The sequence below is a fragment of the Enterobacter sp. RHBSTW-00994 genome (genome assembly GCF_013782625.1).
Taxonomy (GTDB): Bacteria; Pseudomonadota; Gammaproteobacteria; order Enterobacterales; family Enterobacteriaceae; genus Enterobacter.
In genome coordinates this window covers 994287-1018134 of the sequence record NZ_CP056199.1, presented here as the reverse complement: position 1 = coordinate 1018134, position 23848 = coordinate 994287, and the positions used below count along the sequence as shown (strand labels likewise).

Genomic DNA, 23848 nt, shown 5'->3' with positions numbered 1-23848 from the left:
TTACCACGCAAATACAGTCGGTATGACAGTATATGGGGGGCAATTTAAACGCTTATAACGTTTAAAGGCAAGGAGGGATCGTAAAACCAGAATAATATGCCAACATGAGAAAACGAACTGGAACAATGCACCAACGATAAGAAAAACTCATGGCTAATAATGCGAACAAAAAACCATCAGCCGTATAAAATTCATTCGTGTTTCGCTTGACCGCAAAGCATACGGGCCAGCATAAGCTGACCCGTGGAAAGGAAGGATGACACACCTGCTGTCAGGCGCTCTTTTTGGCAATTAATCGTTCCGGAATGACGAAACTGAAGCGAGTCCCCTTCCCTAACGTGCTCTGAATATCAAGACGGCTTTCATGGTGATTGACCGCATGTTTTACAATCGCCAGCCCCAGGCCACTGCCCCCTGTCTGCCGGGAGCGTGCCTTGTCCACGCGGTAGAAGCGCTCGGTCAAACGTGGAAGGTGTTCCGGCGCAATCCCCGGACCGTTATCTTCAACGCTAAATTCAGCGCCTGTCGGGAGATGCTGCCAACGCACCACAATGTGCGTTCCCTCCGGCGTATGATTCACCGCGTTATAGACCAGGTTAGAGATGGCGCTCCGCAGTTCATCTTCACTGCCAAGCACTTTCAGCGTGTTATCAACCTCAAAGGTCAACTGGTGTTTTTTATGGCTTAAGGTCTGCGCTTCACGCTCCACCACACGCAACATCATCGGCACGTCGATCGTATCATTCAGCGCCAGCGAGGGCGCAGCTTCAATTTTTGACAAGGTCAGAAGCTGTTTTACCAGACCCTCCATCCGGTGCGTTTGCTCACGCATGGTGTGCAGCGCTTTCTCACGTGGCGCGCCCTCCAGCGTTTGCTCCTGCATCATTTCCAGATAGCCCTGAAGGACGGTCAGCGGTGTGCGTAATTCATGGCTTACGTTAGCAAAGAAGTTCCGTCTCGCCCCTTCCAGTTGGTGCATCTGGGTCACATCACGCGCCACCATCAGCCACTGCTGATCGCTGTAAGGCATCACGCGGATCTCTAGATGTCGGCCATTGTTCAGTTTCAGGTTGTGCGGGCGAGTAAAGTCACGCTTTTTCAGGTAAAGCGTGAACTCCGGGTAACGTAGAAGGTTCAGGATGTTCTGGCCATTATCATCCGGCCAGCGCAGGCCTAACAGCTGTTGCGCCAGGCCATTACACCAAAAGATCGTCCCTTCTTCGGTGGTAAGAATCACGGCATCCGGTAGCGACTCAGCGCCGCTACGAAAGCGTTTAATCAGGCTTCCCAGTTCCCGGCGGCGCTTTTTATTGCGCATTTGCATCTGGTGCAAACCATAAAGCAGAGGTTCCCAGCTTCCGCTTCCCGGCGGGGGAGTCATACTCCTGTCTACCCACAACCACCACGAAAGACGCAGTAAATTCCAGAAATGCCAGATCAACAGTCCAGTCACTGCCGCCAGCAAAAACCACGGCAGATGGCCCACAATAGCCCCCAAAATGAAGGCCGGAATACAACATAAGATCAGTTCAAAAACGAGCCTTTTCCATGACAGACGTTCCAGCACGCGTCACACTCCTGTCATTGTTCAGAAACGGGTCGAAAAACGATAACCCGTGCCGCGGACCGTCTGCACCATGCGATCGTGGCCGCTATGCTCCAGCGCTTTACGCAGGCGGCGTATATGCACATCGACCGTCCGGTCTTCGACATACACGTTAGTTCCCCAGACGTTATTCAGCAACTGCTCACGGCTGTATACTCGCTCTGGATGCGTCATAAAGAAGTGCAATAATTTGAATTCAGTCGGTCCCATATCAAGGGGATTTTCACCTGTCATGACACGGTGCGAAGTAGGATCCAGGCTTAAGCCCTGCATCTCAATCACCTCTTCCACTGCCATAGGTGAAATGCGGCGCATTACCGCTTTGATGCGTGCCACCAGTTCTTTAGGCGAAAACGGTTTAGTGATGTAATCATCCGCCCCCGTTTCAAGACCACGAACGCGATCTTCCTCTTCACCACGCGCCGTCAGCATCACAACCGGGATATCACGCGTCATCGCTTCACGTTTGATGTGTTTGATGAACTGCAGACCAGAGCCGCCAGGCAACATCCAGTCAAGCAGAATTAAATCGGGCCAGGGTTCATTCAGCTGATTCACCGCGCTGTCATAATCTTCAGCTTCAACCGGCTGAAAGCCATTTTGTTCGAGCACGAAGCACACCATTTCACGAATAGGTGCTTCATCTTCTACGACCAGAATACGTCTCGCCATACTTTGCCCTGTCTTATGTAAGTTACAAGTTTGTAATGCGGCGTCATTATGCGTCAGATTTATGACAGATTTATGAAAAACATGACCACTACAAATGGCAAACTGTTGTTTTATTACAGCGGTTATTTTCCTGCTCCTGAAAGTTTATAATCGCCCATTCCTTTTTTCGCCATGGATCTGTTATGCGCATACTTCACACCTCGGACTGGCATCTGGGTCAAAACTTTTACAGCAAAAGCCGCGCCGCTGAACATGAAGCGTTCCTGAACTGGCTGCTGGACACAGCCCAGTCACATGAGGTGGATGCGATCATCGTGGCGGGCGATATTTTCGATACAGGTTCCCCACCCAGTTATGCGCGAGAACTTTACAACCGTTTTGTGGTGCATCTCCAGCGAACAGGCTGCCATCTGGTGATAGTCGCTGGTAATCATGACTCGGTCGCCACACTCAACGAGTCGCGAGATATCCTCGCATTTCTGAACACGACCGTCGTCGCAAACGCCGGACACGCTCCGCAGATCCTGAAAAAACGCGACGGTACGCCAGGTGCGGTGCTGTGCCCGATTCCTTTTTTACGCCCGCGCGACATCGTACAAAGCCAGGCCGGGTTTTCCGGCAGCGAAAAGCAGCAGCATTTATTACAGGCCATCACTGACTACTATCACCAGCAATACATTGAGGCTTGCGCACTGCGCGGCGAACAGGCTATTCCCGTGATTGCAACCGGGCATCTGACCACCGTCGGAGCCAGCAAAAGTGATGCTGTACGTGATATTTATATCGGAACACTCGACGCCTTCCCGGCGCAAAACTTTCCCCCTGCCGATTATATTGCCCTTGGGCACATTCACCGGGCGCAGATGATTGGCGGCAGCGAACACATTCGCTACTGCGGCTCTCCCATTTCGCTCAGTTTCGATGAAACAGGCAAAGCAAAGTCCGTACACCTGGTGAGCTTTTCCGACGGCAAACTCAGCGCTGTTGAGACGCTGGACGTGCCTGTGACTCAGCCGCTGGCCGTGCTGAAAGGCGATCTGGCGGCCATCACCGCTCAACTGGAACAGTGGCGTGGCGTGGCGCAGCATCCTGCCGTCTGGCTCGATATTGAAATCACTACCGATGACTACCTGCATGATATGCAGCGTAAGATTCAGGCGCTGACGGAAGACCTGCCGGTAGAGGTTTTGCTGGTGCGTCGCAGCCGCGAACAGCGCGAGAAAATACTGCAAAGTGCACAACGTGAAACGCTCAGTGAACTCCGGGTTGAAGAGGTGTTTGAACGACGTTTATCTCAGGAAGAGATCGACGACGCAAAACGAGCGCGGCTCAACGAACTGTTCACCCATACCCTGCATGCGCTTAATGACGAGGATGAAAACGCATGAAAATTCTCAGCCTGCGTCTCAAAAACCTCAACTCCCTGAAAGGTGAGTGGAAAATCGACTTTACCGCCGAACCATTCGCCAGCAACGGACTGTTTGCCATTACTGGCGCAACAGGAGCGGGGAAAACGACCCTTCTCGATGCCATCTGCCTGGCGCTGTACCACGAAACACCTCGTCTGAATACCGTGTCACAATCGCAAAACGACCTGATGACACGTGATACTGCTGAATGTCTGGCGGAAGTCGAGTTTGAAGTGAAAGGTGTGGCTTATCGCGCATTCTGGAGCCAGAACCGCGCGCGGAATCAACCAGACGGAAACTTACAAGCGCCCCGCGTCGAGCTGGCACAGTGTGAAGATGGTAAAATCCTCGCCGATAAAGTGAAAGATAAACTGGATTTGACCGCCTCGCTGACCGGGCTGGATTATGGTCGTTTCACCCGATCAATGTTGCTCTCTCAGGGCCAGTTCGCAGCCTTCCTCAACGCCAAACCAAAAGAGCGCGCCGAATTACTGGAAGAGTTAACCGGCACAGAGATCTACGGCCAGATTTCCGCAATGGTATTTGAGAAACACAAAGCAGCGCGCAGTGAGCTTGAATTGCGTGAAGCGCAGGCCGCGGGTGTGGTGCTGCTAAGCGAGGAGCAACAGCAGCAGTTGCTGGACAGTTTGCAGGTACTTACAGACGAAGAGAAAACCCTGCTGGCGCAGCAGCAAAGCCAACAGAAAGCGTTTCAATGGCTTACACGTAACGACGAGCTTTTACGCGAACAACAGCGGGCGGTGGCAATGCAGCAACAGGCGCAACAGGCCCTCGCCGATGCCGCACCCGATCTGGAAAAACGACAACTGGCGCAACCTGCTGCGCAATTACGTCCCCTTTGGGCGCATCAGCAAGAACAAGCCACGCGCCTTGCTCAGACAAAACAGCAAATTACCGAAGTAAATGCTCGCTTACAGTCCACTGTGGCACGGCGGGCGCGTATTCGTCACGGCGCGCTGCGCGCGCGCGAACAAGGGCTGGCTGAGCAAAACGTACTCACTCAGTGGCTCGCAGAGCATGACCGTTTCCGGTTGTGGGGACAGGAAATTGCTGGCTGGCGGGCACATTTTTCCCAGCATAATCGCGATAAAAACCAGCTAACGACAATCACCAGTCGTCTCGCGGAGTTGCGTCGGAAGCTCGCTGAGTTACCGGAAAACACTCTCACGTTGTCAGCCGATGACGTTGCGGCCGCTATGGAGCAGCAAACGCAGTCCCGCGCCGCGCGCCAGCGACTGACTACGCTTCATGCCCGCTATCAGCCACTGCAAAAACGCCTTGCCCACAACAGCGAAAGTGTACAAAAAGCACAGACGGAACAGACAAAACTTAACGAAACCCTGGCGCAACGCCGACAACAATTCAAAGAAAAAAACCAGCATTACCAGGATCTTAAAACGTTATGTCAGCACGAAGAGACAATTAAAGATCTTGAAAGCCACCGGGCGCGGCTAGAGGCCGGGAAACCCTGCCCACTCTGCGGTTCAACCGAACATCCGGCAGTGGCGCAATACCAGGCACTGGCGCTTTCCGAAAACCAGCGCCGCCGTGATGCGATGGAGAAAGAGGTTGCAGCCCTGAAAGAAGAAGGGTTGCTGATACTCGGGCAGGTAAATGCCCTGACCAGCCAGATCCAGCGTGAAACGGAAGAGCTACAGACGCTTTCTCAGGAAGAGCAAGCGCTCACTAAGGAGTGGTTAGAGGCGTGCGCTAGCCTGAATATTACACTGAATATTCAGGATGATATCGCCTCCTGGATAGATGAGCAGGAGCACTTTGAACGCCAGCTTTATCTGCTGAGCCAGCGTCTGGGGCTGCAAAACCAGCTCAACGAACAGGAAGCGCAGAAACGTCAGTGCCAGCAACAGATTGAGGCAACCCGCCTTACGCTGGAAACGGCTCTGCATCCCCTTTCACTGAGCGCACCCGCCGAAGGCACAGAAACGTCCTGGCTGGCAGAACGTGAGAACGAATTTGCGTGCTGGCAGGAAAAACTAACTCAGCAAAACGCAATACAAGCGCGTATCGACGCCCTGACGCCGCTGCTTGATACGCTTCCTGAGAGGGATAGCGCTGAAGCAGAATCCGATATCCCGGAGAACTGGCGCGAGATCCACAATACGTGCGTATCCTTGCAAAGCCAGCTAACAACGCTGCAACAGCAGGAAAATCTGGAAAGCGAACGCCTTCAACACGCTCAGGCACAGTTTTCGGCGGCGCTTACGGCAAGCGTATTTGCCAATCAGGAGGCTTTCCTGGCAGCACTGCTTGATGACGATATCCTGCGCCGTCTGGAACAGCTAAAACAAACCCTGGATAACCAACTCCAGCAAGCCACCGCACTTTCCAGTCAGGCGAATCAGCAGCTGCATGAGCATCAGCAGCATCGCCCTGATGCGCTGGAATCTGACACCGTCACGCTACAAGCGCAGTTACAACACATCGCACTCACCCTGCGCGAAAATACTACCCGCCAGGGTGAAATTCGCCAGCAACTGAAACAGGACAGTGATAACCGCCAGCATCAGCAAACGTTACGGCAACAGATTGAAGAGGCCGCTCACCTTGCCGACGACTGGGGCTATCTGAATTCGCTGATTGGCTCCAGCACAGGCGATCGCTTCCGTAAGTTCGCCCAGGGCCTGACCCTGGATAACCTGGTGTGGCTTGCTAACCAGCAGCTCAACCGCCTGCACGGGCGCTACCTGCTGCAACGTAAAGCCAGCGATGCACTGGAGCTGGAAGTGGTTGATACCTGGCAGGCAGATGCAGTTCGCGATACGCGCACGCTTTCAGGTGGGGAAAGCTTCCTCGTGAGCCTTGCCCTGGCTCTGGCACTCTCCGATTTGGTCAGCCACAAAACGCGGATCGATTCGCTGTTCCTTGACGAAGGATTCGGCACGCTGGATAGCGAAACGCTGGACACCGCGCTGGATGCGCTGGATGCCTTAAACGCCACCGGGAAAACCATCGGCGTTATCAGCCATGTGGAGGCGATGAAAGAGCGCATTCCGGTGCAGATCAAAGTGAAAAAAATCAACGGACTAGGTTACAGCAAGCTGGATAAAGCGTTTTCGGTGGAGTGATGGTGGGGTAGATCTGTTCGGTCTGCAGCCCTCCCCCTGGCCCTCTCCCTTTGGGAGAGGGCATAAAAATGTTGCCGTTTTGCTTTTATTCCGGCCACAACCACGCCGCGCCGCGCACGCCGCTGGAATCTCCGTGGACCGCTTTGCGGATAGGCGTTTCACATTCTCCACCGAACACCCACTGTTTCACCAGATTCGGTACTGTGGTGTACAGACGATCGACGTTACTCATCCCACCGCCCAACACAATCACATCAGGATCCAGAATATTCACTACGTGTGCCAGTGATTTCGCCAGACGCATCTCATAACGGCTTAACGCACGCTCTGCAATGGGATCGTTTTCCCCAACAAGATGCATGATTTCACTGCCTTTCAGCGGATGACCGCTCAGGCGACGGTAGTCGGTAGCAAACCCGGTTCCTGAGATGAAGGTCTCAATGCAGCCCTGCTTACCGCAGTAACACGGCACTTCAGCGCGATATTTCAGCTCATCGTCATCCGGCCATGGCAAAGGGTTATGCCCCCATTCACCCGCAGTACCGTTTCCCCCGATGTGCGAGCGCCCATTAAACGCCACCCCCGCACCACAGCCCGTACCAATGATGACGGCAAACACGGTTTTCGCGCCCGCCGCTGCGCCATCAATGGCCTCAGAAACGGCCAGACAGTTGGCATCATTGGCCAGACGGACTTCACGGTTAAGACGAGCGCTTAAATCCTTATCAAAAGGCTGACCATTAAGCCAGGTAGAGTTCGCATTTTTCACCACGCCCGTGTAAGGCGAAATAGAGCCGGGGATCCCCATCCCAACAGTGCCTGTTTGCCCCGTTGCTTTTTCTGCCATGTCGACAAGCGATGCGATGGTTTCAATGGTTTGCCGATAATCATCACGCGGTGTTGGCAGGCGGTGGCGAAACCATTGTTCCCCCTGCTCGCCCAGTGCGATGACTTCTGTTTTGGTTCCGCCTAAATCAATACCAATACGCACAAGGCACTCCTCTTTATTTTGATTATCAACAGAGTAGAAGCCAGCTACCCGATTAGCAATGCAAGCGATGCGACAATTCGTTATCATGCCCGCTGATTTAACGACAAGGCCGTGGAAATTATCATGCTGTGGTTCAAAAATTTGATGGTTTACCGTCTCAGCCGCGACGTCTCGCTGAGCGCAGAAGAGATGGAAAAACAGTTAGCCGCTTATGCGTTTACCCCTTGCGGTAGCCAGGATATGGCCAAAACCGGTTGGGTTCCTCCGATGGGTTCACAAAGCGATGCTCTGACCCACACGACCAATGGTCAAATCATCGTCTGCGCCCGTAAAGAAGAAAAAATCCTGCCAACGCCGGTGGTTAAGCAGGCGCTCGAAGCGAAGATCTTCAAGCTGGAGGCCGAACAGGGTCGTAAGCTGAAAAAAACCGAAAAAGATTCGCTGAAAGATGAAGTTCTGCACTCGCTGCTGCCGCGTGCCTTCAGCCGTTTCAATCAAACCATGATGTGGATCGACACCGTAAACGGGTTGATCATGGTCGACTGCGCCAGTGCCAAGAAGGCAGAAGACACCCTGGCTCTGCTGCGTAAAAGCCTCGGCTCTTTACCCGTGGTCCCACTGGCAATGGAAACGCCTATTGAGCTGACGCTGACCGAGTGGGTACGTAGCGGCAGTGCTGCCCAGGGCTTCCAGTTGCTGGATGAAGCGGAGTTGAAAGCTCTGCTTGAAGATGGCGGCGTGATCCGCGCGAAAAAACAGGATCTGGTGAGCGACGAAATAGCCGTACACATTGAAGCAGGCAAAGTCGTCACAAAACTGGCACTGGACTGGCAGCAACGCATCCAGTTTGTGATGTGCGACGACGGTTCCGTGAAACGTCTGAAGTTCTGCGACGAACTTCGTGACCAGAACGAAGATATCGACCGCGAAGATTTTGCCCAACGCTTTGACGCGGACTTTATCCTGATGACTGGCGAACTGGCGGCCTTGATTCAGAGTCTGGTAGAAGGCTTAGGCGGGGAAGCGCAGCGCTAACGCTGTTCCCCTCTCCCGTAAAGGAGAGGGGAACAATCTTACAGATAACGGCACAGATACGAGGTTGGCTCGGCAACCTGCAAATGAAATTCACTGTGACCAGGTACGTTGAACACCTGTCCGGCAGCATACACTTTCCATTCAGTCTCACCTGGCAGCAATACATTCAGCGCACCGCTTACCACCGTCATCTCTTCAGGCTCCGCAGTGCCAAAGGTATATTCCCCTTCTGCCATTACGCCAACACTGGCGCGGCCAGTACTGCTGCTGGTAAAACCAATGGATTTCACTTTACCGGAAAAGTATTCGTTACTTTGAAGCATGAACTGGCCCTTATATCTTTGGATAAAAATCCACTATAGGGGCCATGCTCATAACCTGTCACGCAAAATCATTACGCCAGTAATTCTGATGCCAGACGTGCCATCAGCACGTTGGATAACAGGACCGGTACATCCAGCGCTTTTTGCAATAAATCACGATGTCGCTGGTGAAATCCGAGACAGTCCAGTATCAACACATCAGCCCCCTGATCGAGCAATGCCTGCCCTGCGGCAATAAGCGTTGCTTCACTACCCCCGACTGGATTAGCCAGTGCATACGATGGTGTGCGCTCAAGGGCGCTCCATTTAGCGGCCTGATTATCCAGAAGCTCTTCTATTGGGACAATGACCCCCACCTGATGTCCATCGACAATCGAAGCCACCAGCGGCGGGATAATCCGCATGGGCTCCAGCAGAATCGCATTACGCGCAAGCAGGCCCTGAATCGGGGCCGTACTCATCAGTAAAATAACGTCATACCCTTGATTATCGAGCACTTCGATTACCCCCTGAAGTGAGCGCTCGATTTTCTGACGTGACACATTCGCCAGTTTACCGTCACTTAATAACGTCGGTAGGGGGTCCTCACCCTCTTCAAGCGCGTAGTCTTCCATGACCTCTTCCCGACTCATCTTACCCAGCAAGCTAAGATGTGTGATTTGTTGTTCAGAGACATGCTCAGTTAAGAGCGGTAATACTTCGCTTACAGGGACCACACCAATGGTGAGGATCGCCAACGTCGCCTTCATTTTGATCGCCTTTCATCACTACCACAGCTGTCACACAGGTACAGGCTCACTACGCTGCACAGTTCATGTTTTCAACGAAACAGCACAAAAGCGTAGCAGGTGATCTGTACACCGAAATGTAAAGATCGGCGGGCCTGTCCGAATCTACCTGTAATAACTAAATATTAACTCCTGCTTAACATTCCCGATGAGTGAAAAGTGTGATTTGGGCACAGTTATGGACAGATTGAGATGTCGTTCAGATTTTTTCGGGATCTTCGTAGCGCTGTTTGGCATCCAGCGCTTCATTTTCAGTCTCGTGTTCGCTGATAAGCGAATCCGGAGTGGGATAGTCCGCACGCAATTGAAACCAGGTCACGGTATGCCCTGGATGACCTTTTTCTACAGTAATAATGCGCGCATGACGTGGGTAAGGAGGTCTGTTTGGCATAGTTCATCCTGGCTGTTGGGCTGAACTATAAGTATAGACGCCAGCTAGCTGGCGCAGGCGAGGCGTAACGCCGTGGTAATCGAGTGGACAACCTGTTCAGGTGTCAGAGAAGCATCAACCACATGATGCGCCGCTTCGCGGTATAGCGCATCGCGTTCAGCCAGCACGTCACTCACTTCTTCACTTATCGGCTTACCGGTTAACGTAGGGCGCTGCCCTTCTTCAGGAAATGCCTCCAGGCGTTCAACCAGCGTAGGTACGGGAGCGCAGAGATAAATCACAACGCCTTTTTCGCGCATAAACTGGCGATTACATTCGGCAAGGATAATACCGCCGCCGGTCGCAATAATGGTTGAAGGAGCAGTGACCGCTTCTAACGTGGCCGTTTCACGCGCACGAAAACTTTCCCAGCCTTCCTTTTCAACAATCTCTGCAATGGTAACGCCAGCATGCGTTTGCAGCCAGTGGTCGGTATCGACAAACTGACTTTGACACACGCGTGCCAGTTCCAGTCCAACGGTGGTTTTCCCACAGCCACGGGGGCCAACTAAAAAGATGGGTTGGGTCATAACCAGGTGTTCCCCTTGATGCCGGACGGCGTGAAGACTGTAAAGAAATGATTGCAGTAGATGTTGCGCTAACTTTACTGCAAAGCGGTACTCAATGACAACCCTGCAGTTGCCACACTGTACCACAATTTAGCAATGCTTATCATTACGCGGTACGACGTTTCACTTCCAGCAGCCATTTATCCAGCTCCGCTGCAAAAAGTTGTCGGTCTCGCTGAGAAAGACTGTCTGGCCCACCTGTTTGAACACCACTGGCCCGCAGGGTATCCATAAAATCACGCATGGTCAGTTTCTGGCGTATTGTTGATGGTGAATAGCGCTCACCACGTGGATTCAAAGCCGCAGCGCCTTTCTCCAGTACTTCCGCCGCCAGTGGGATATCCGCAGTGATCACCAAATCCTCTGGACTGCACAGGCGCACAATTTCGTTATCCGCGACGTCAAACCCGGCAGGGACACGCATCGAACGGATAAACTTCGAAGGTGGTACACGTAAGTTCTGATTGGCAACCAACGTTAACGGCATCTGTACGCGCTCAGCCGCACGAAATAAAATTTCTTTAATCACATTCGGACACGCGTCCGCATCTACCCAAATTGCCATGTTGTCTCCTCATGATGACATTGATTGCTATTGTCGCCTGCTTTTCATTGTTAAGCTATAAAGCTATCAATCAGAGACAACAACGCATAATAACGGAGAGACATGATGGAGAAGAAAATCGGCTTTATTGGCTGTGGCAACATGGGAAAAGCCATTCTTGGTGGTCTCATTGCCAGTGGACAGGTTCTGCCTGGACAAATTTGGGTCTATACTCCCTCGCCCGATAAAGTTGCCGCATTGCGCGATGAGTACGGTATCAATGCTGCGGAAAGCGCACAGGAAGTCGCCCAGGTTGCTGATATTGTCTTTGGCGCAGTCAAACCTAACATCATGATCAAAGTCCTGAGTGAAGTGACCTCAAGTCTGAACAAAGATACGCTGGTTGTGTCGATTGCGGCAGGTGTCACACTGGATCAACTGGCCAGGGCATTAGGCCACGATCGTAAAATCGTCCGCGCCATGCCGAATACGCCATCGCTGGTTAATGCAGGAATGACCTCTGTAACGCCTAATGCATTGGTCACTCCAGAGGACGTGGCGGATGTATTGAATATTTTCCGCTGCTTTGGCGAAGCTGAAGTGATCGCTGAAGCAATGATCCACCCGGTTGTGGGTGTGAGCGGATCGGCGCCAGCCTATGTCTTCATGTTTCTCGAAGCAATGGCTGATGCCGCGGTTCTCGGCGGTATGCCACGAGCCCAGGCCTATAAATTTGCAGCCCAGGCAGTAATGGGTTCAGCCAAAATGGTGCTGGAAACCGGTAAACATCCGGGTGAGCTGAAGGATATGGTGTGCTCACCAGGCGGGACAACCATTGAAGCAGTGCGTGTACTTGAAGAGCGCGGGTTCCGCGCAGCCGTCATAGAAGCGATGGCAAAATGCATGGAAAAATCAGAAAAGCTCAGTAAATCTTAAGATGTACCTCCGGACGTTATGCCGCCACTTCAGTGCGGCCACGTCCGGCATTCTTGGCTTTATAGAGGGCAACATCCGCCGCTTTTAACCATTCGCGATGATGTCCGAACTGCGGTCCCCACGGCGCAATTCCGACACTAATATGCAACCGCTCTTGCGGTGCGCTCGGAAGCGACAATTTTTCCAGTCGTTCATGAACACGAGACATCGCTGCAATCGCTTTTTCGGCCGGCGTCCCGGACATAATCACGGCAAACTCATCGCCACCAAAGCGTCCAATCACATCACCTGCGCGCAGAGTCATTTGCAACTGGCGAGTAATGGCGATAATAGCTTCATCGCCGACGTCATGCCCCCACGTATCGTTGATGCTCTTAAAGTGGTCGATATCGATAAGTAAAATAGCCGCATCACCGTGGCTACGGCGGCAATTTTCATATTCTTTCAGTAAGAATGTTTCCCAGTGACGACGGTTAAATACACCAGTCATTCCATCGCGGGTACTCATCAGTTCAAGATGGCGTTTGTGTTCAGCAAGCCTAATCGCAGTCTCATGGCTCACCCATGCAAACAGCATCGGGTACAGGACCATCACAGGCAACGTCAGCCACCATGCCAGCGGGTCTGGCATAAACGCCACAACTCTGCCAGTCAGTTGTAGCGTCACCAGGGTTGAAATCACGGTCATCGTGATCCCGCAGACAAATAACCGAAAACCGCCAGACCCCATCATGTTCATGCCAATCATCATGACCAGTGCCACGGCTGGCAGTACATTCACGCCCATCAACCCAATCCATATTCCTGCGATGATCGCATCGAGTTTCAGGTTATTTATTTCGGTGCTGTGGGAGTCAGGTGAACGGCAGGAAAGTTGCCAGGCCAGGTGAGGCCAGACAAACGCCCAACCCACCAAAAATAACCACCATCCGCCGGGAATCAGATGGGTGACCAATACTCCCGCAATGGGGAAAAACATGGCGGCCAGACCGGTTACCCGAGCGAGACGCACCCGCCGGGAAAATCGAATACCGGAGCGGTGGGAGTCATCCTGAGAAAGGTTTTGATGCCACTCTTCCCGAATGCGTTCTTTATTGTAAAAGTTTTCATCATTCATCATTTTTGGGAATATTCTGAAACATTTTCCCAATTATAGAGAGAGAGGGGGCGGGGAAAGTATGAAATTTCGGGTGAGCCATAACGCCCGCTCACCCGTTAGGACTACGCTTTTTTCTTCAGACAGCCGCTCATAAACTTGCTGCGATCGTCACCTTTGAGCGATTGCTCCGTTGCCTGGGCATTACATTCGCGCATTTTTTGCTGCTGTGGTGTCAGGCTTTTCTCATCCGGTTTCGACGCACTATTTTTCAGGCAATCGCTCATGTAGGTCTTACGCGCATCCCCTTTTAGCGTCTTGGCGGTTGCCTGCTGATTGCAGGTGGTCATTCGTTGCTGCTGAGGGGTTAATGTTTTTTCGGCAGCATGTACTGAAGAGATCAGAAACATGCCAGAAAGCAGGGTAACCAGTAATGTTATTTTCATTGCACCATCCTTTTGTGAAGATTCACTGTAAGTCTGGTTCGTGGCAGAGAAAAAACCACCCGGCAGGGATAATTTCCGCCGGGTGAGTCTCTTATTTCAGTCCCAGAGCCGCTTTCATGGTGTAGAACAGATCGGTTTGATCGGTCAGCCCTACCACGTTTGCCGCATGTGGGCCGTACGCCGCGATGCGCAATTGCGTGCCGGTATGTTCCATTGACTCTTCTTCAGAGTTGCCATAGCTCATGACCATCACTGCACCATCTTTGGTATTCAGCGCCTGTGTCAGGCCCGGAGCTTTAGTGTCAGAAGGAATGATTTGGCTGGCATGCGCATGGTCAGCCGTAACGACCACGAGGGTATTGCCGTCTTTCTTCGCAAATTCCAGCGCTTTCTGCACAGCTTCATCCAGATCGACCGTTTCACCAATCTGACCACATGGGTTAGCCGCATGATCCTGTTTATCGATTGATGCCCCTTCGACCTGCAGGAAGAAGCCTTTTTCGCTCTTGCTCAACAGGGAGATGGCTTTATCCGTCATGGCCGCCAGCGTCGGTACGCTGTCGTTACGTTTCGGGTTAGGTGTGCAGGTTACCGCTGGCTTGTCGATATTGCCGTGGTAAGAGGCTTTTGGGCCTTCCCAACGCACAGGCATGTTGCCGTCAGAGAAGAGTCCCAGCAAAGGTTTGTCCTGATTTGCTTCAGTGATAGCCGCCAGAGAGGTGGCATCGCTCACCATCTGATAACCACGAGCCTGGGCTTGTTCACGCAGCGTTTTACCCTGCCAGTCACCCGCCGTGGCCGTTTCTGCGAAGGTTTTCGCGCCCCCGCCCAGAGTCACATCTGCACGCGCATTCAGCAACTGCTCAGTAATAGAGCCTTTACCTCCTTTTTCCAGGGCGTTCGTCGGACATTTTTCGCTGGTAACAGACGGGCCATAGCATTTACGCGATGTCACATGTGAGATAAGCGCTGCAGGTGTTGCATCCTGAAGTTCCGCGGTAGAGACGTTGCCGGTTGCCAGCCCCGCCGCTTTTGCCATTTCCAGAATGGTTTGATGATCTTTCTCGTGAATGTCTACGCCCAGCGCGCCATTATAGGTTTTCACGCCGGTTGTCCACGCCGTTGCAGATGCGGCAGAGTCCGTCACGTAATCCGGTTTACCGGTTTTTTTGTCCAGTGCGTAATGCGTGTATTGTCCGGTAAGGGGTAATGCATCAATACCCTTAAAATAACCACCCGCCCCTTCGGCATAATTTCGCGCGGCGGTAATTTCAGAATCCCCCATGCCATCACCAATCAGCAAAATAATATTTTTTGCTGGTTTGTCATTCAGTGATGCACGAATTGCAGCCGTTTGATCTTCTGATAACCGGCGTGCGCCACCAGGCTGGGTGATATCGCCCTGTGCTGCACGATTATCCAGTACACTGGTATTCGTGGTTTCAGCATGAATTACAGGGGTAAATAACAGGGGTATTAATGCGATGAAAAGTGCGCTCTGTTTCAATTTACTTTCTCCATGTAAAAATACATAAAAATAAAACAGAGCGACTATAGGCAACCTGCATGACATTTCTATGACAAGCCGTTATGTTCGATGACGGTTTAGTTGCGAGGATGCCTTAATAGCTTTTTTACGTATTGCTGAAGCATCTCCGTATCCTGAACAGGAACCTGAGAATCCGGTCTGGCATCATCGAGCGCGCCCTCGATGCTTTGAATCAATGCCAGTTGATCCTGTTTCGCCATTTGTCGCAGCAACGCTGTGACAACAATTTCCAACGCCTCAACCTGGGCAACCAGTTCTTTTGACTCCTCTTCCTTTTGTGCAAGCTTAACCAGCAACTCAGCAATGAGATTTTTCATCGTGCTATTTCCTTATGGGATTTCTGCTGAACTTAGCACTCTGAATCAACAATGCAAAGAGGTGAAAGGTATTATCTTATGCAAAAAACACTTTACAGTGTAAATATTCGCCGTCGCTTATCAGCGAAACGTTTTTCTATTATTAAAACCCATCAACACACCCGGTAAAATCATTAAAAAAGCCACTGCATTTTTTGTTATATAAAAACATAGTGGCCATAAGAATATATAATGCATTGGTCTGGATATTAACGTTCAGCCTTTGCCTCTGCTATTTGCTGGCGACGGCGCAATGCAATAGCCAGTTGAATAATATTCAGCAATACTACCACTGCCGTGGCGGCAAAGACCCACCGGAAGCCAGCCATCGCGGAAACCGATGCACCAATAAGCGGACCCGCGACATTTCCCAGATACATAAATGATTGGTTATATCCGAAGATACGCCCTGTGACCTGATCGCTGGAATATTTAACCAGCAGGGTTTGTACTGCGGGTAACATTGCGCCATCGGCAAACCCCAGCAAGAACCGGAGCACCCCAAGCTGAAGTGGCGAGGTGACGAACGACATGGCAAAAAACAGCACCACCGCAAAAATAAGCGTGGCCATCAGTATCCGGGCGGTTCCGATGCGATCGCCCAGTTTCCCCAGACGCGGTGCGGAAATAAGCGCGGATACGCCAGGCACTGCGGCAATCATCCCGCTGAGGAAGGCGATATTATTGCTGTCCGGCTCCATCGACTTAATAAACAACGCCAGAATGGGCCCCACCGAGCCATTACAGAGTTGAATCACCATCGTGGTCACGAAGAGACTGATCATCAGCCCCGGATAGGGTAGCGATGCAAAGACCGCCTTACCGCTCAGGCGCTCAGATTTGCTGACAGGTGGACGCCCTCCCTCTTTGATGAGAAATAGCGTGACCAGGAAACTGATCACCAGCAACATGGCGGTAATGAAAAATACCGCGCGCAGACCCACATGGTCAGCCAGGAAGCCCCCCATCAGCGGGCCACCAATGACGCCACTAATCTGTGCCGTTGAAAGCGTGCTGAGTGCCCAACCGCTCCTCTCGCGTGGAACCTGTGACGCCACCAGGGCCATCGCATTGGGAATATAGCCGGATGTCAGCCCCATCAGGCCACGCAGTAAAAACAGTTGCCAGACATTCGTCGCATACGCCTGAAGAAGAATCGCCACCGCCATTCCCAGCGAGGCACGCAGCAGCATGAGCTTGCGTCCTTTACGATCGGCAAGGCTGCCCCACATGGGCGACACGATTGCGGAGACCAAAAATGTCACGCTGAACGTCAGACCCGACCACATGGACAACGCCTCGTGTGAGCTGACGCCTAACTGCGCCACATACAAAGGCAAGAAGGGTAAAATCTGGCTGATGGCGAGTCCGGTAAAAAAACAACCAAACCAGACCGAAATAAGGTTAACTTTCCAGGATTCCATAACTGACCTGACGCAATCTTCATTTTTAGGCGAATTCGTCCACAGATTAGCAAGTTACGTGCATTTACGTAGCGCCAGAGATGCGGCATGAATGACTTTGGTGTTTTATCTTCCCAGTCATCATATTTGTGAAATATGTCACAAGCTTTCCTCTGAGGGGCGGTGAATTATGCTTTAAAAACCACACCAAAACATTATGGCAGAAGGCCGCGAAACCCGCATGGCATCGTGGTATGTTATAGGCTTTTAGTCATACTGGAAGAGAGTGAGATGGCAAAGCAGCGGGTAGGAATTGTCTTTGGGGGAAAATCAGCAGAACACGAAGTTTCATTGCAGTCGGCCAAAAATATCGTCGATGCCATTGATAAAAACCGCTTCGAGGTTGTTCTGTTGGGTATTGATAAACAAGGCCAATGGCATGTTAACGATACCAGCCAGTATCTGTTGAATGCGAACGATCCGGCCCATATCGCCCTCAATCCATCTGAAATCAGCGTGGCAACCGTTCCAGGCGTGACTCAGGGGCAGTTCATCGACGCTGGTAACGCGAAAACGCTGGCTCAAATTGATGTGATCTTCCCGATCGTGCACGGCACACTGGGAGAGGATGGATCTTTGCAGGGTATGTTGCGCATGGCTAACCTGCCGTTTGTCGGTTCCGATGTACTGGGCTCTGCCGCCTGCATGGACAAAGACGTCACCAAACGTCTGCTGCGTGACGCAGGTCTGAACATCGCACCTTTTGTCACGCTCACCCGTGCTAACCGCACTACGCACAGCTTCGCCCAGATCAGCGCCCGGTTAGGCCTGCCGCTGTTTGTTAAGCCTGCAAATCAGGGTTCTTCCGTGGGCGTAAGCAAAGTAACAAACGAAACGCAGTTTACCGAAGCCGTCCGCCTGGCGTTTGAATTTGACCATAAAGTGGTGGTAGAGCAAGGCATCAAAGGGCGCGAAATTGAATGTGCGGTGTTGGGTAACGATTTCCCACAGGCGAGCACCTGCGGTGAAGTGGTGTTAAACAGCGATTTCTACTCTTACGATACCAAGTACATTGATGACAAAGGCGCTCAGGTTGTAGTTCCTGCGGCCATCGATTCGGTCATCAATGACAAGATCCGGGCGATCGCCGTTGAGGCCTATCAGGCACTGGGCTGCTCAGGTATGGCGCGTGTCGACGTGTTTTTAACCCCGGAAAACGACGTGGTGATCAACGAAATCAATACGCTGCCGGGCTTTACGAATATCAGCATGTACCCGAAACTCTGGCAGGCCAGCGGCCTTAGCTATCCGGCACTGATCACCCGCTTGATCGAACTGGCGCTGGAACGACATGCCGCCGATAGCGCCCTCAAAAGCTCGGTAAACGGTTAATCGCTTTTCTTCACCGTTTCCGCCTCATCCGCTGTCGTGTCCTCAGGCCGGCGGCGGATAATGAATCCTGCCAACCAGAAACTGATTACCCAGGTCACCAGTCCAACCGCATAGGTTTGCCAGCCTTTTGCTTCAAATCCCAGCAGCCCCACAACACCGTTAAGAATAAATATCAGCCCAATGGCAAAAGCATAGTAATGCCAGTCACGGCGTAGTTTGGCAGACAGCTTCATGGCAACTCCGACAGAAAAAAAGACATCCTCTCACAGTTTAATAATCAGGTCTGTGGCGGATGCGGTAATTCTTAAATACGAGACAGTTTCACTTAAGTCAAAAAACTGTGATGTGATGCAGAAATCAGCAATCCAGGAGAATGCCTTAGCGCAAATTACCACGATTCTGATATTGACAAACGTGATGACCTGTCAAACTCACCCTGTACGACGCGTTTCTGAACAGAGTGAATTATCGGGAGGTCTTTATGGCTGATTTTACCTTGTCAAAGCCGATTTTTGGCGGCAAACAACCAAAAACCTCCACCGCAGGCAACATTGCTTATGCCCTGTTTGTGCTGTTCTGCTTCTGGGCGGGTTCACAGCTTCTCAACATCCTGGTGCACGCTCCAGGCGTGTATGAACACCTGATGCAAGTGCAGGATTCTGGTCGACCACAGGTAGAGATGGGGTTTGGTGTGGCCACCGTATTTGGGCTCATTCCGTTTATTGCGGGTTGTATGATTCTGGGCATTGTCGCACTGGTGCTGCGCTGGCGACGTCATCCCTGAGTCTTACCCTTACAGCGCCATACAACGTGCCCGACGATCATCCACCCGTTTTGCAAACCACGCCGTGGTAAGATTACGCGTTATCTTCGGGCTTTCCAGTTGGATGCCAGGCAAAACCTCTTTGGGCAATGTTTTCCCGCTCTTCTGTTCCGCCAGCCTGAAAACCTGCTGGTATAAATCCGTTTTCTCAAACGCCAGGCTATCGCCTTTTTCCAGCTGATGGCGAATATCGCTGTTGCTCATTCCCAGTTTTGCCGAAAGCTTACGCACCGCAAGCTCTGTGGTTCCTGCCTCACTGCTACCGTACGCAATCAGATCGCCGTCCAGAGCCAGTTTCACACCGCTGGCACGACTGAGCGCATTCTGGAACGCGGCGTTACGACTGGCGTACCATCCGGCATTAAAATCCGCGAAACGGTACAATGGCGCGCTGTAGTTTGCCGGATAATTCAGCAGGTGATAAGTCCCAAACCAGAGCCCACCGCGCAAGGAGAAGACCTCTTTGCGCACCGTATCATCAATCTTCCACGGGTAGCCGTCGGTATGTTTTTCCGCAAACGCAATACTGACCTGCATCGGTCCGCCCGTATGTACCGGGTTCAGCGAACCAAACAGCTTCTGCCCCATCGGGACCATATCAATAAAGTCATCGAAAATTGCGCTCAGCTGTTTCTCGGTTTTCACCGTATCCAGACGTTCGCTGTATGTTTTGCCGTTTGGCGACGTGATTTTGAGCGCGGTATGCACCAGGAAAACCGGAATATGCATCGTCCCGGCACGTCGGTCGATCTCTTTCCAGGCGATTTTATTCAGTCCGGAAACGACCGGATCGGCCTGGTACATAGACTCCTGTTGCGCGACGGCCAGCACCGAGCAGATATTCTCCTCGGTGGGGGCAATCTTCTGGCTTTCAAAAGTTTTCGCTAACGCATCGGCCCACGCATTGCGTTCCTTCACGCTGGCAGGCATTTTTTGCCGTACGACACTCGCCACATCCAGCGGTTTTTCCCCCTGTTTGAGCGGAACCGCTCCTTTCTCAGCACAACCCACAAGCACGATGGCGGCCAGCAAGGACAACGGTAACACACGCGGTACGACAAACAGCATAGCAACTCCCTGTATTAGCTTAAGGTATTGGTAACTTCCTGCAGATCCTGTCCATCCAGTTCACGCTCAAAACTGCGTAAACGTTTATAGATAGACATCAGTTCCACCAACGTGGTCCATGAGTTGATTAAATACTGGAATGAACTTCTGACCTGATCAAATACATTCGTGATTTGCGTCATCAATCCCAGCGTAATCGTACCTGCCACAATGGACGGAAACAGCAGGACTAAACCGAAAACCGTATCCGCCTGCAAATAGAGGATGCGCGCAATGTTAAAATAGGTGTAATGGAAGTAGAGCTTAAAATAGTTAAAACGAACATGTTTGAACAACTCCTGAACCGTTGGCGGACTCGCACGCGTCGGATCATCTTCCCCATAAACAAGTTCTTTACGATATGCCGCCTCAACGCGCTGGTTCTTAAATTGCAGTCCCGGGAGCTTAATCCCCACAACAGCTAACATTCCGGTTCCCATAATGGACCAGACAAGGGCCGCTATCACAAGGCCATAAGGAAGATGGCCAACGACAGGAAGTTCCGGTACATGAGCCGACAACGTGACCAGTATCGGTAAAAAAGCAATCAGTTTCATAACCGCATTCAGAAAACTCACGCCCATATCTTCAACCGTCGAAGAAAAACGCATTGTATCTTCCTGAACACGCTGAGAAGCCCCTTCGATATGGCGTAACTTTTGCCAGTTATCCATATAGTATTCGTTCATGGCGGTACGCCAACGGAAGACATAGTGGCTAACAAAGAAGTTATTCAAAACAACAACGGTTACGGCGATCATTGCAATCCCGAGGAAAATATTTAACCCGCTGTAAAATTCTCCAAGCGTCACTTTGTGAGGCGCGCTAAGTGCCTTTTGAATCAGGTCGTAGAATGGCGCATACCATGCGTTAATCGCTACGCTCACTTCCACCAAAAACCAGGTCACAAAAATAATCAATGACGTGCCCAAAACCGACCACCGCTGCCAGCGATGCGGCGAATAGGTAAACCAGAAAAGTGCAAACAGCCCCACGCACACAACGTAATAGGCGTAAAACAGCAGATAACTCAGCGACCAGAAACGGGCGGCGCTAATTGGCACATCCCCCGTGGCCCCTGTGATGTGCTCAAGCCAGACGCCACCACCAGCCTGCCAGAAAATGACCGCGATCAGTGCCCAAATAAACGCCGAGAGAAAAAATGGCCCCGGTTTTGGGAAAAAAGACGTAAACATAATGCTTCCTTCTTGTAGTTATGGCTGTTGCTGTGTTCAACACATCGCCATACGAAAATGCAGCCACAGGCCCGCAATCTGGCCTGCGCAAAAGGGTCAGACCCAATGGTTTATTATTAGTTCGCTTTCCAGTTTTCGAGAATTGTTTCGGTGGATTTCACAACAGGCGGATTATCCGGTGCAATAAAAGTGCGCCAGACGTCGTTATAATGCTGTATCAGTGTTTTGGCTTCTGCGGCCGGGCGGTTTGCCGTGGTATGGGCATCTTCTGCGACAGTAATATGGTAGCCACGGCTGACACCGTTCTTGAAAGTGGCATCAACACAGTAATCCGTCGCACAACCGCACATGACAAACTGACCGACCTCCTGTTCGCGCAACAGTGCCTCAAGCGCAGTGTGATAAAACGCATCACAAGCCGTCTTCGTCACGTAAAATGCCCCTGCTGGCTGGTGCAATTCAGGAAGCAGAGCAAACCCGTCACTCCCCTCTTCCAGCCCTCCGGTTTCGGTATGCTGAATAAAAATAACCATATCGGCGGCCTGCGTGAGTTGATTGATGTGCGAAACACATTGTTCGCGCTGAATACGCGGGGTCGCGAAGACACCCTGTTGCATATCGATAACCATAACCACACGCTTCTCAGCCATACCCTTCTCCGAAAAATTGAGCGAAACAAACGACTATCATAAGCCCGATGTCACAAAATGGGAGGCGGTGAACAATGAAATTGTTCTTATTTACCCATGGTTACGTTTTTCTCGCTATCGTTATGCAATTCAGGCCATTGCACCGCACCGTTTAGTAGTATAAATACCCATTACTTCCTTCATTCACTTCATGGATGCTTTTCGTTGAAACGTTGTCTGTTTTCTTTCGCCGCGCTGTGTGCGGTAAGCCTATCCACGGTCCAGGCAGCCCAGCCGCTGACAGCCCCTGCTTTTGCCTCTGATATTGCCGATCGCTACGCAAATTTGATCTACTACGGCAGCGGTGCAACCGGCATGGCATTAGTGGTCATCGACGGCAACCAGCGTGTTTTTCGCAGTTTTGGCGAAACGCGCCCAGGAAGTAATGTTCATCCGCAACTGGATTCGGTCATTCGAATTGCGTCATTAACCAAGTTAATGACCAGTGAAATGCTGGTGAAGTTGCTCGACCAGGGCGTGGTGAAACTCAACGATCCCCTGAGTAAGTACGCTCCACCTGGTACTCGCGTGCCAACGTATCAGGGAGCACCGATTACGCTGGTAAACCTGGCGACCCACACTAGCGCCCTGCCTCGTGAACAACCCGGTGGAGCGGCGCACAGAGCGGTCTTCGTCTGGCCGACCCGTGAACAACGCTGGAGCTATCTGAACACCGCCTCGCTGAAAACCGCGCCAGGCTCACAGGCGTCCTATTCGAACCTGGCGTTTGATTTGTTGGCTGATGCGTTATCAACGGCATCTGGCAAGCCCTATACCCAGCTATTTGAAGAACAAATCACGCGCCCACTGGGCATGAAAGACACGACGTTCACCCCCTCACCCGACCAATGCAAACGCCTGATGGTGGCAGAAAAAGGGGCCAGCCCGTGCAACAACACACTGGCGGCCATCGGGAGTGGTGGTGTTTACTCCACGCCTGGCGACATGATGCGCTGGATGCAGCAGTTCCTCTCGTCTGATTTCTATTCTCGCAGCAACCAGGCTGACCGCATGCAGACGTTGATCTACCAACGCAGTCAGTTGCACCGTGTGGTGGGCATGGATGTGCCGGGTAAAGCCGATGCGTTGGGTATGGGCTGGGTCTACCTCGCACCGAAAAATGGACACCCTGGCATTATTCAGAAAACCGGTGGTGGTGGTGGATTCATTACCTATATGGCGATGATCCCGCAATCAAACGTGGGCGCATTTGTTGTCGTAACACGCTCGCCAAATACCCGATTCGTCAATATGAGTGACGGAATAAATAACCTCGTTGCCGAACTGAGCGACAACAAAGCACAGGTTGTCCCGGCTTCCTGACCGTACAAGTCTGGGGTGTAACGCCTGTTTTGCGAAACACCCCAGTTAAATTTGAGGT

At 51.8% G+C, this 23848-nt stretch carries 24 protein-coding genes; 7 read left to right on the top strand and 17 right to left on the bottom strand.

Annotated features, from left to right (window positions below; all coding sequences use genetic code 11):
- Nucleotides 1-271 precede the first annotated feature (271 nt).
- Both phoR and phoB read right to left on the bottom strand, forming a co-directional pair.
- Complete coding sequence (phoR, locus tag HV346_RS04760) at nucleotides 272-1567, bottom strand: phosphate regulon sensor histidine kinase PhoR (RefSeq protein WP_181622426.1); 1296 nt, start codon at nucleotides 1565-1567, stop codon at nucleotides 272-274.
- A gap of 21 nt (nucleotides 1568-1588) precedes the next feature.
- Nucleotides 1589-2278, bottom strand: coding sequence for a phosphate response regulator transcription factor PhoB (gene phoB / locus HV346_RS04755; protein WP_095280962.1), 690 nt, complete (start codon nucleotides 2276-2278; stop codon nucleotides 1589-1591).
- A gap of 182 nt (nucleotides 2279-2460) precedes the next feature.
- Between phoB and sbcD the strand changes: the two genes are divergently transcribed.
- Both sbcD and sbcC read left to right on the top strand, forming a co-directional pair.
- Complete coding sequence (gene sbcD / locus HV346_RS04750; protein WP_181622425.1) at nucleotides 2461-3666, top strand: exonuclease subunit SbcD; 1206 nt, start codon at nucleotides 2461-2463, stop codon at nucleotides 3664-3666.
- A complete protein-coding gene (gene sbcC / locus HV346_RS04745; RefSeq protein WP_181622424.1) occupies nucleotides 3663-6794 on the top strand; it encodes an exonuclease subunit SbcC in 3132 nt (1043 codons plus the stop codon). The genes sbcD and sbcC overlap by 4 nt, the downstream gene beginning before the upstream one ends.
- Before the next feature lie 85 nt (nucleotides 6795-6879).
- Here sbcC and mak read toward each other — a convergent pair whose 3' ends face one another.
- Nucleotides 6880-7785 (bottom strand): fructokinase, encoded by a 906-nt coding sequence (gene mak / locus HV346_RS04740; RefSeq protein ID WP_181622423.1) that lies wholly within the window; start codon nucleotides 7783-7785, stop codon nucleotides 6880-6882.
- A 123-nt stretch (nucleotides 7786-7908) separates the two neighbouring features.
- Between mak and rdgC the strand changes: the two genes are divergently transcribed.
- Nucleotides 7909-8820, top strand: a complete 912-nt coding sequence (gene rdgC / locus HV346_RS04735) for a recombination-associated protein RdgC (RefSeq protein WP_181622422.1) — start codon at nucleotides 7909-7911, stop codon at nucleotides 8818-8820.
- Nucleotides 8821-8858: 38 nt separating this feature from the next.
- Here the strand turns inward: rdgC and ppnP are convergent, their stop codons facing one another.
- The 5 genes from ppnP to HV346_RS04710 all read right to left on the bottom strand — a co-directional run bounded on the left by ppnP (nucleotide 8859) and on the right by HV346_RS04710 (nucleotide 11495).
- The gene (ppnP, locus tag HV346_RS04730) at nucleotides 8859-9143 is read right to left on the bottom strand and encodes a pyrimidine/purine nucleoside phosphorylase (RefSeq protein WP_181622421.1); all 285 of its coding nucleotides are present in this window, start codon (nucleotides 9141-9143) and stop codon (nucleotides 8859-8861) included.
- A 71-nt stretch (nucleotides 9144-9214) separates the two neighbouring features.
- Nucleotides 9215-9892, bottom strand: coding sequence for an AroM family protein (locus HV346_RS04725; protein ID WP_181622420.1), 678 nt, complete (start codon nucleotides 9890-9892; stop codon nucleotides 9215-9217).
- A 238-nt stretch (nucleotides 9893-10130) separates the two neighbouring features.
- Nucleotides 10131-10322 (bottom strand): YaiA family protein, encoded by a 192-nt coding sequence (locus HV346_RS04720; RefSeq protein ID WP_181622419.1) that lies wholly within the window; start codon nucleotides 10320-10322, stop codon nucleotides 10131-10133.
- Nucleotides 10323-10366: 44 nt separating this feature from the next.
- Entirely contained in the window at nucleotides 10367-10891 is a 525-nt protein-coding gene (aroL, locus tag HV346_RS04715) for a shikimate kinase AroL (protein ID WP_181622418.1), read from the bottom strand.
- Nucleotides 10892-11036: 145 nt separating this feature from the next.
- Nucleotides 11037-11495 (bottom strand): YaiI/YqxD family protein, encoded by a 459-nt coding sequence (locus tag HV346_RS04710; RefSeq protein ID WP_181622417.1) that lies wholly within the window; start codon nucleotides 11493-11495, stop codon nucleotides 11037-11039.
- A gap of 105 nt (nucleotides 11496-11600) precedes the next feature.
- Here HV346_RS04710 and proC point away from each other — a divergent pair, with 105 nt between their 5' ends.
- Entirely contained in the window at nucleotides 11601-12410 is an 810-nt protein-coding gene (gene proC, locus HV346_RS04705) for a pyrroline-5-carboxylate reductase (protein WP_181623697.1), read from the top strand.
- 16 nt (nucleotides 12411-12426) lie between these two features.
- Here proC and adrA read toward each other — a convergent pair whose 3' ends face one another.
- The 5 genes from adrA to HV346_RS04680 form a co-directional block, all read right to left on the bottom strand.
- Nucleotides 12427-13530 carry a diguanylate cyclase AdrA gene (adrA, locus tag HV346_RS04700; RefSeq protein WP_181622416.1) on the bottom strand — a complete coding sequence of 368 codons (1104 nt, stop codon included), beginning with the start codon at nucleotides 13528-13530 and terminating at the stop codon, nucleotides 12427-12429.
- Nucleotides 13531-13631: 101 nt separating this feature from the next.
- The gene (psiF, locus tag HV346_RS04695; protein WP_181622415.1) at nucleotides 13632-13952 is read right to left on the bottom strand and encodes a phosphate starvation-inducible protein PsiF; all 321 of its coding nucleotides are present in this window, start codon (nucleotides 13950-13952) and stop codon (nucleotides 13632-13634) included.
- A gap of 91 nt (nucleotides 13953-14043) precedes the next feature.
- Nucleotides 14044-15459 carry an alkaline phosphatase gene (phoA, locus tag HV346_RS04690; protein ID WP_181622414.1) on the bottom strand — a complete coding sequence of 472 codons (1416 nt, stop codon included), beginning with the start codon at nucleotides 15457-15459 and terminating at the stop codon, nucleotides 14044-14046.
- A gap of 98 nt (nucleotides 15460-15557) precedes the next feature.
- A complete protein-coding gene (gene iraP, locus HV346_RS04685) occupies nucleotides 15558-15818 on the bottom strand; it encodes an anti-adapter protein IraP (RefSeq protein WP_181622413.1) in 261 nt (86 codons plus the stop codon).
- A 248-nt stretch (nucleotides 15819-16066) separates the two neighbouring features.
- On the bottom strand, nucleotides 16067-17281 hold the full coding sequence (locus HV346_RS04680) for a multidrug efflux MFS transporter (RefSeq protein ID WP_181622412.1): 1215 nt from the start codon (nucleotides 17279-17281) through the stop codon (nucleotides 16067-16069).
- Between the two features lie 270 nt (nucleotides 17282-17551).
- Between HV346_RS04680 and ddlA the strand changes: the two genes are divergently transcribed.
- Nucleotides 17552-18652, top strand: a complete 1101-nt coding sequence (gene ddlA, locus HV346_RS04675; protein ID WP_181622411.1) for a D-alanine--D-alanine ligase — start codon at nucleotides 17552-17554, stop codon at nucleotides 18650-18652.
- Here ddlA and HV346_RS04670 read toward each other — a convergent pair.
- Nucleotides 18649-18885 carry a DUF2754 domain-containing protein gene (locus HV346_RS04670; RefSeq protein ID WP_181622410.1) on the bottom strand — a complete coding sequence of 79 codons (237 nt, stop codon included), beginning with the start codon at nucleotides 18883-18885 and terminating at the stop codon, nucleotides 18649-18651. The genes ddlA and HV346_RS04670 overlap by 4 nt on opposite strands.
- A gap of 248 nt (nucleotides 18886-19133) precedes the next feature.
- On the opposite strand from HV346_RS04670, the gene HV346_RS04665 reads away from it, so the two are divergent.
- Nucleotides 19134-19436 (top strand): DUF2755 family protein, encoded by a 303-nt coding sequence (locus HV346_RS04665; RefSeq protein ID WP_181622409.1) that lies wholly within the window; start codon nucleotides 19134-19136, stop codon nucleotides 19434-19436.
- Nucleotides 19437-19445: 9 nt separating this feature from the next.
- Here HV346_RS04665 and HV346_RS04660 read toward each other — a convergent pair whose 3' ends face one another.
- The 3 genes from HV346_RS04660 to HV346_RS04650 all read right to left on the bottom strand — a co-directional run bounded on the left by HV346_RS04660 (nucleotide 19446) and on the right by HV346_RS04650 (nucleotide 22428).
- Nucleotides 19446-20543 (bottom strand): DUF1615 domain-containing protein, encoded by a 1098-nt coding sequence (locus tag HV346_RS04660; protein WP_181622408.1) that lies wholly within the window; start codon nucleotides 20541-20543, stop codon nucleotides 19446-19448.
- A gap of 14 nt (nucleotides 20544-20557) precedes the next feature.
- A complete protein-coding gene (sbmA, locus tag HV346_RS04655; protein ID WP_181622407.1) occupies nucleotides 20558-21778 on the bottom strand; it encodes a peptide antibiotic transporter SbmA in 1221 nt (406 codons plus the stop codon).
- A gap of 116 nt (nucleotides 21779-21894) precedes the next feature.
- A complete protein-coding gene (locus HV346_RS04650) occupies nucleotides 21895-22428 on the bottom strand; it encodes an isochorismatase family protein (RefSeq protein ID WP_181622406.1) in 534 nt (177 codons plus the stop codon).
- A 204-nt stretch (nucleotides 22429-22632) separates the two neighbouring features.
- Here HV346_RS04650 and ampH point away from each other — a divergent pair, with 204 nt between their 5' ends.
- Nucleotides 22633-23790 (top strand): D-alanyl-D-alanine-carboxypeptidase/endopeptidase AmpH, encoded by a 1158-nt coding sequence (gene ampH, locus HV346_RS04645; RefSeq protein ID WP_181622405.1) that lies wholly within the window; start codon nucleotides 22633-22635, stop codon nucleotides 23788-23790.
- The last annotated feature ends 58 nt before the right edge of the window (nucleotides 23791-23848 follow it).

What these genes read in the sequence shown, in the direction of transcription:
- HV346_RS04660 (WP_181622408.1), bottom strand. Translation starts at nt 20,543, where the DNA reads ATGCTGTTTGTCGTACCGCGTGTGTTACCGTTGTCCTTGCTGGCCGCC.
- HV346_RS04720 (WP_181622419.1), bottom strand. Translation starts at nt 10,322, where the DNA reads ATGCCAAACAGACCTCCTTACCCACGTCATGCGCGCATTATTACTGTA.
- sbcC (WP_181622424.1), top strand. Translation starts at nt 3,663, where the DNA reads ATGAAAATTCTCAGCCTGCGTCTCAAAAACCTCAACTCCCTGAAAGGT.
- HV346_RS04670 (WP_181622410.1), bottom strand. Translation starts at nt 18,885, where the DNA reads ATGAAGCTGTCTGCCAAACTACGCCGTGACTGGCATTACTATGCTTTT.
- phoB (WP_095280962.1), bottom strand. Translation starts at nt 2,278, where the DNA reads ATGGCGAGACGTATTCTGGTCGTAGAAGATGAAGCACCTATTCGTGAA.
- iraP (WP_181622413.1), bottom strand. Translation starts at nt 15,818, where the DNA reads ATGAAAAATCTCATTGCTGAGTTGCTGGTTAAGCTTGCACAAAAGGAA.
- ppnP (WP_181622421.1), bottom strand. Translation starts at nt 9,143, where the DNA reads ATGCTTCAAAGTAACGAATACTTTTCCGGTAAAGTGAAATCCATTGGT.
- HV346_RS04680 (WP_181622412.1), bottom strand. Translation starts at nt 17,281, where the DNA reads ATGGAATCCTGGAAAGTTAACCTTATTTCGGTCTGGTTTGGTTGTTTT.
- HV346_RS04725 (WP_181622420.1), bottom strand. Translation starts at nt 9,892, where the DNA reads ATGAAGGCGACGTTGGCGATCCTCACCATTGGTGTGGTCCCTGTAAGC.
- HV346_RS04710 (WP_181622417.1), bottom strand. Translation starts at nt 11,495, where the DNA reads ATGGCAATTTGGGTAGATGCGGACGCGTGTCCGAATGTGATTAAAGAA.
- sbmA (WP_181622407.1), bottom strand. Translation starts at nt 21,778, where the DNA reads ATGTTTACGTCTTTTTTCCCAAAACCGGGGCCATTTTTTCTCTCGGCG.
- aroL (WP_181622418.1), bottom strand. Translation starts at nt 10,891, where the DNA reads ATGACCCAACCCATCTTTTTAGTTGGCCCCCGTGGCTGTGGGAAAACC.
- HV346_RS04650 (WP_181622406.1), bottom strand. Translation starts at nt 22,428, where the DNA reads ATGGCTGAGAAGCGTGTGGTTATGGTTATCGATATGCAACAGGGTGTC.
- psiF (WP_181622415.1), bottom strand. Translation starts at nt 13,952, where the DNA reads ATGAAAATAACATTACTGGTTACCCTGCTTTCTGGCATGTTTCTGATC.
- proC (WP_181623697.1), top strand. Translation starts at nt 11,601, where the DNA reads ATGGAGAAGAAAATCGGCTTTATTGGCTGTGGCAACATGGGAAAAGCC.
- HV346_RS04665 (WP_181622409.1), top strand. Translation starts at nt 19,134, where the DNA reads ATGGCTGATTTTACCTTGTCAAAGCCGATTTTTGGCGGCAAACAACCA.
- ddlA (WP_181622411.1), top strand. Translation starts at nt 17,552, where the DNA reads ATGGCAAAGCAGCGGGTAGGAATTGTCTTTGGGGGAAAATCAGCAGAA.
- adrA (WP_181622416.1), bottom strand. Translation starts at nt 13,530, where the DNA reads ATGATGAATGATGAAAACTTTTACAATAAAGAACGCATTCGGGAAGAG.
- sbcD (WP_181622425.1), top strand. Translation starts at nt 2,461, where the DNA reads ATGCGCATACTTCACACCTCGGACTGGCATCTGGGTCAAAACTTTTAC.
- rdgC (WP_181622422.1), top strand. Translation starts at nt 7,909, where the DNA reads ATGCTGTGGTTCAAAAATTTGATGGTTTACCGTCTCAGCCGCGACGTC.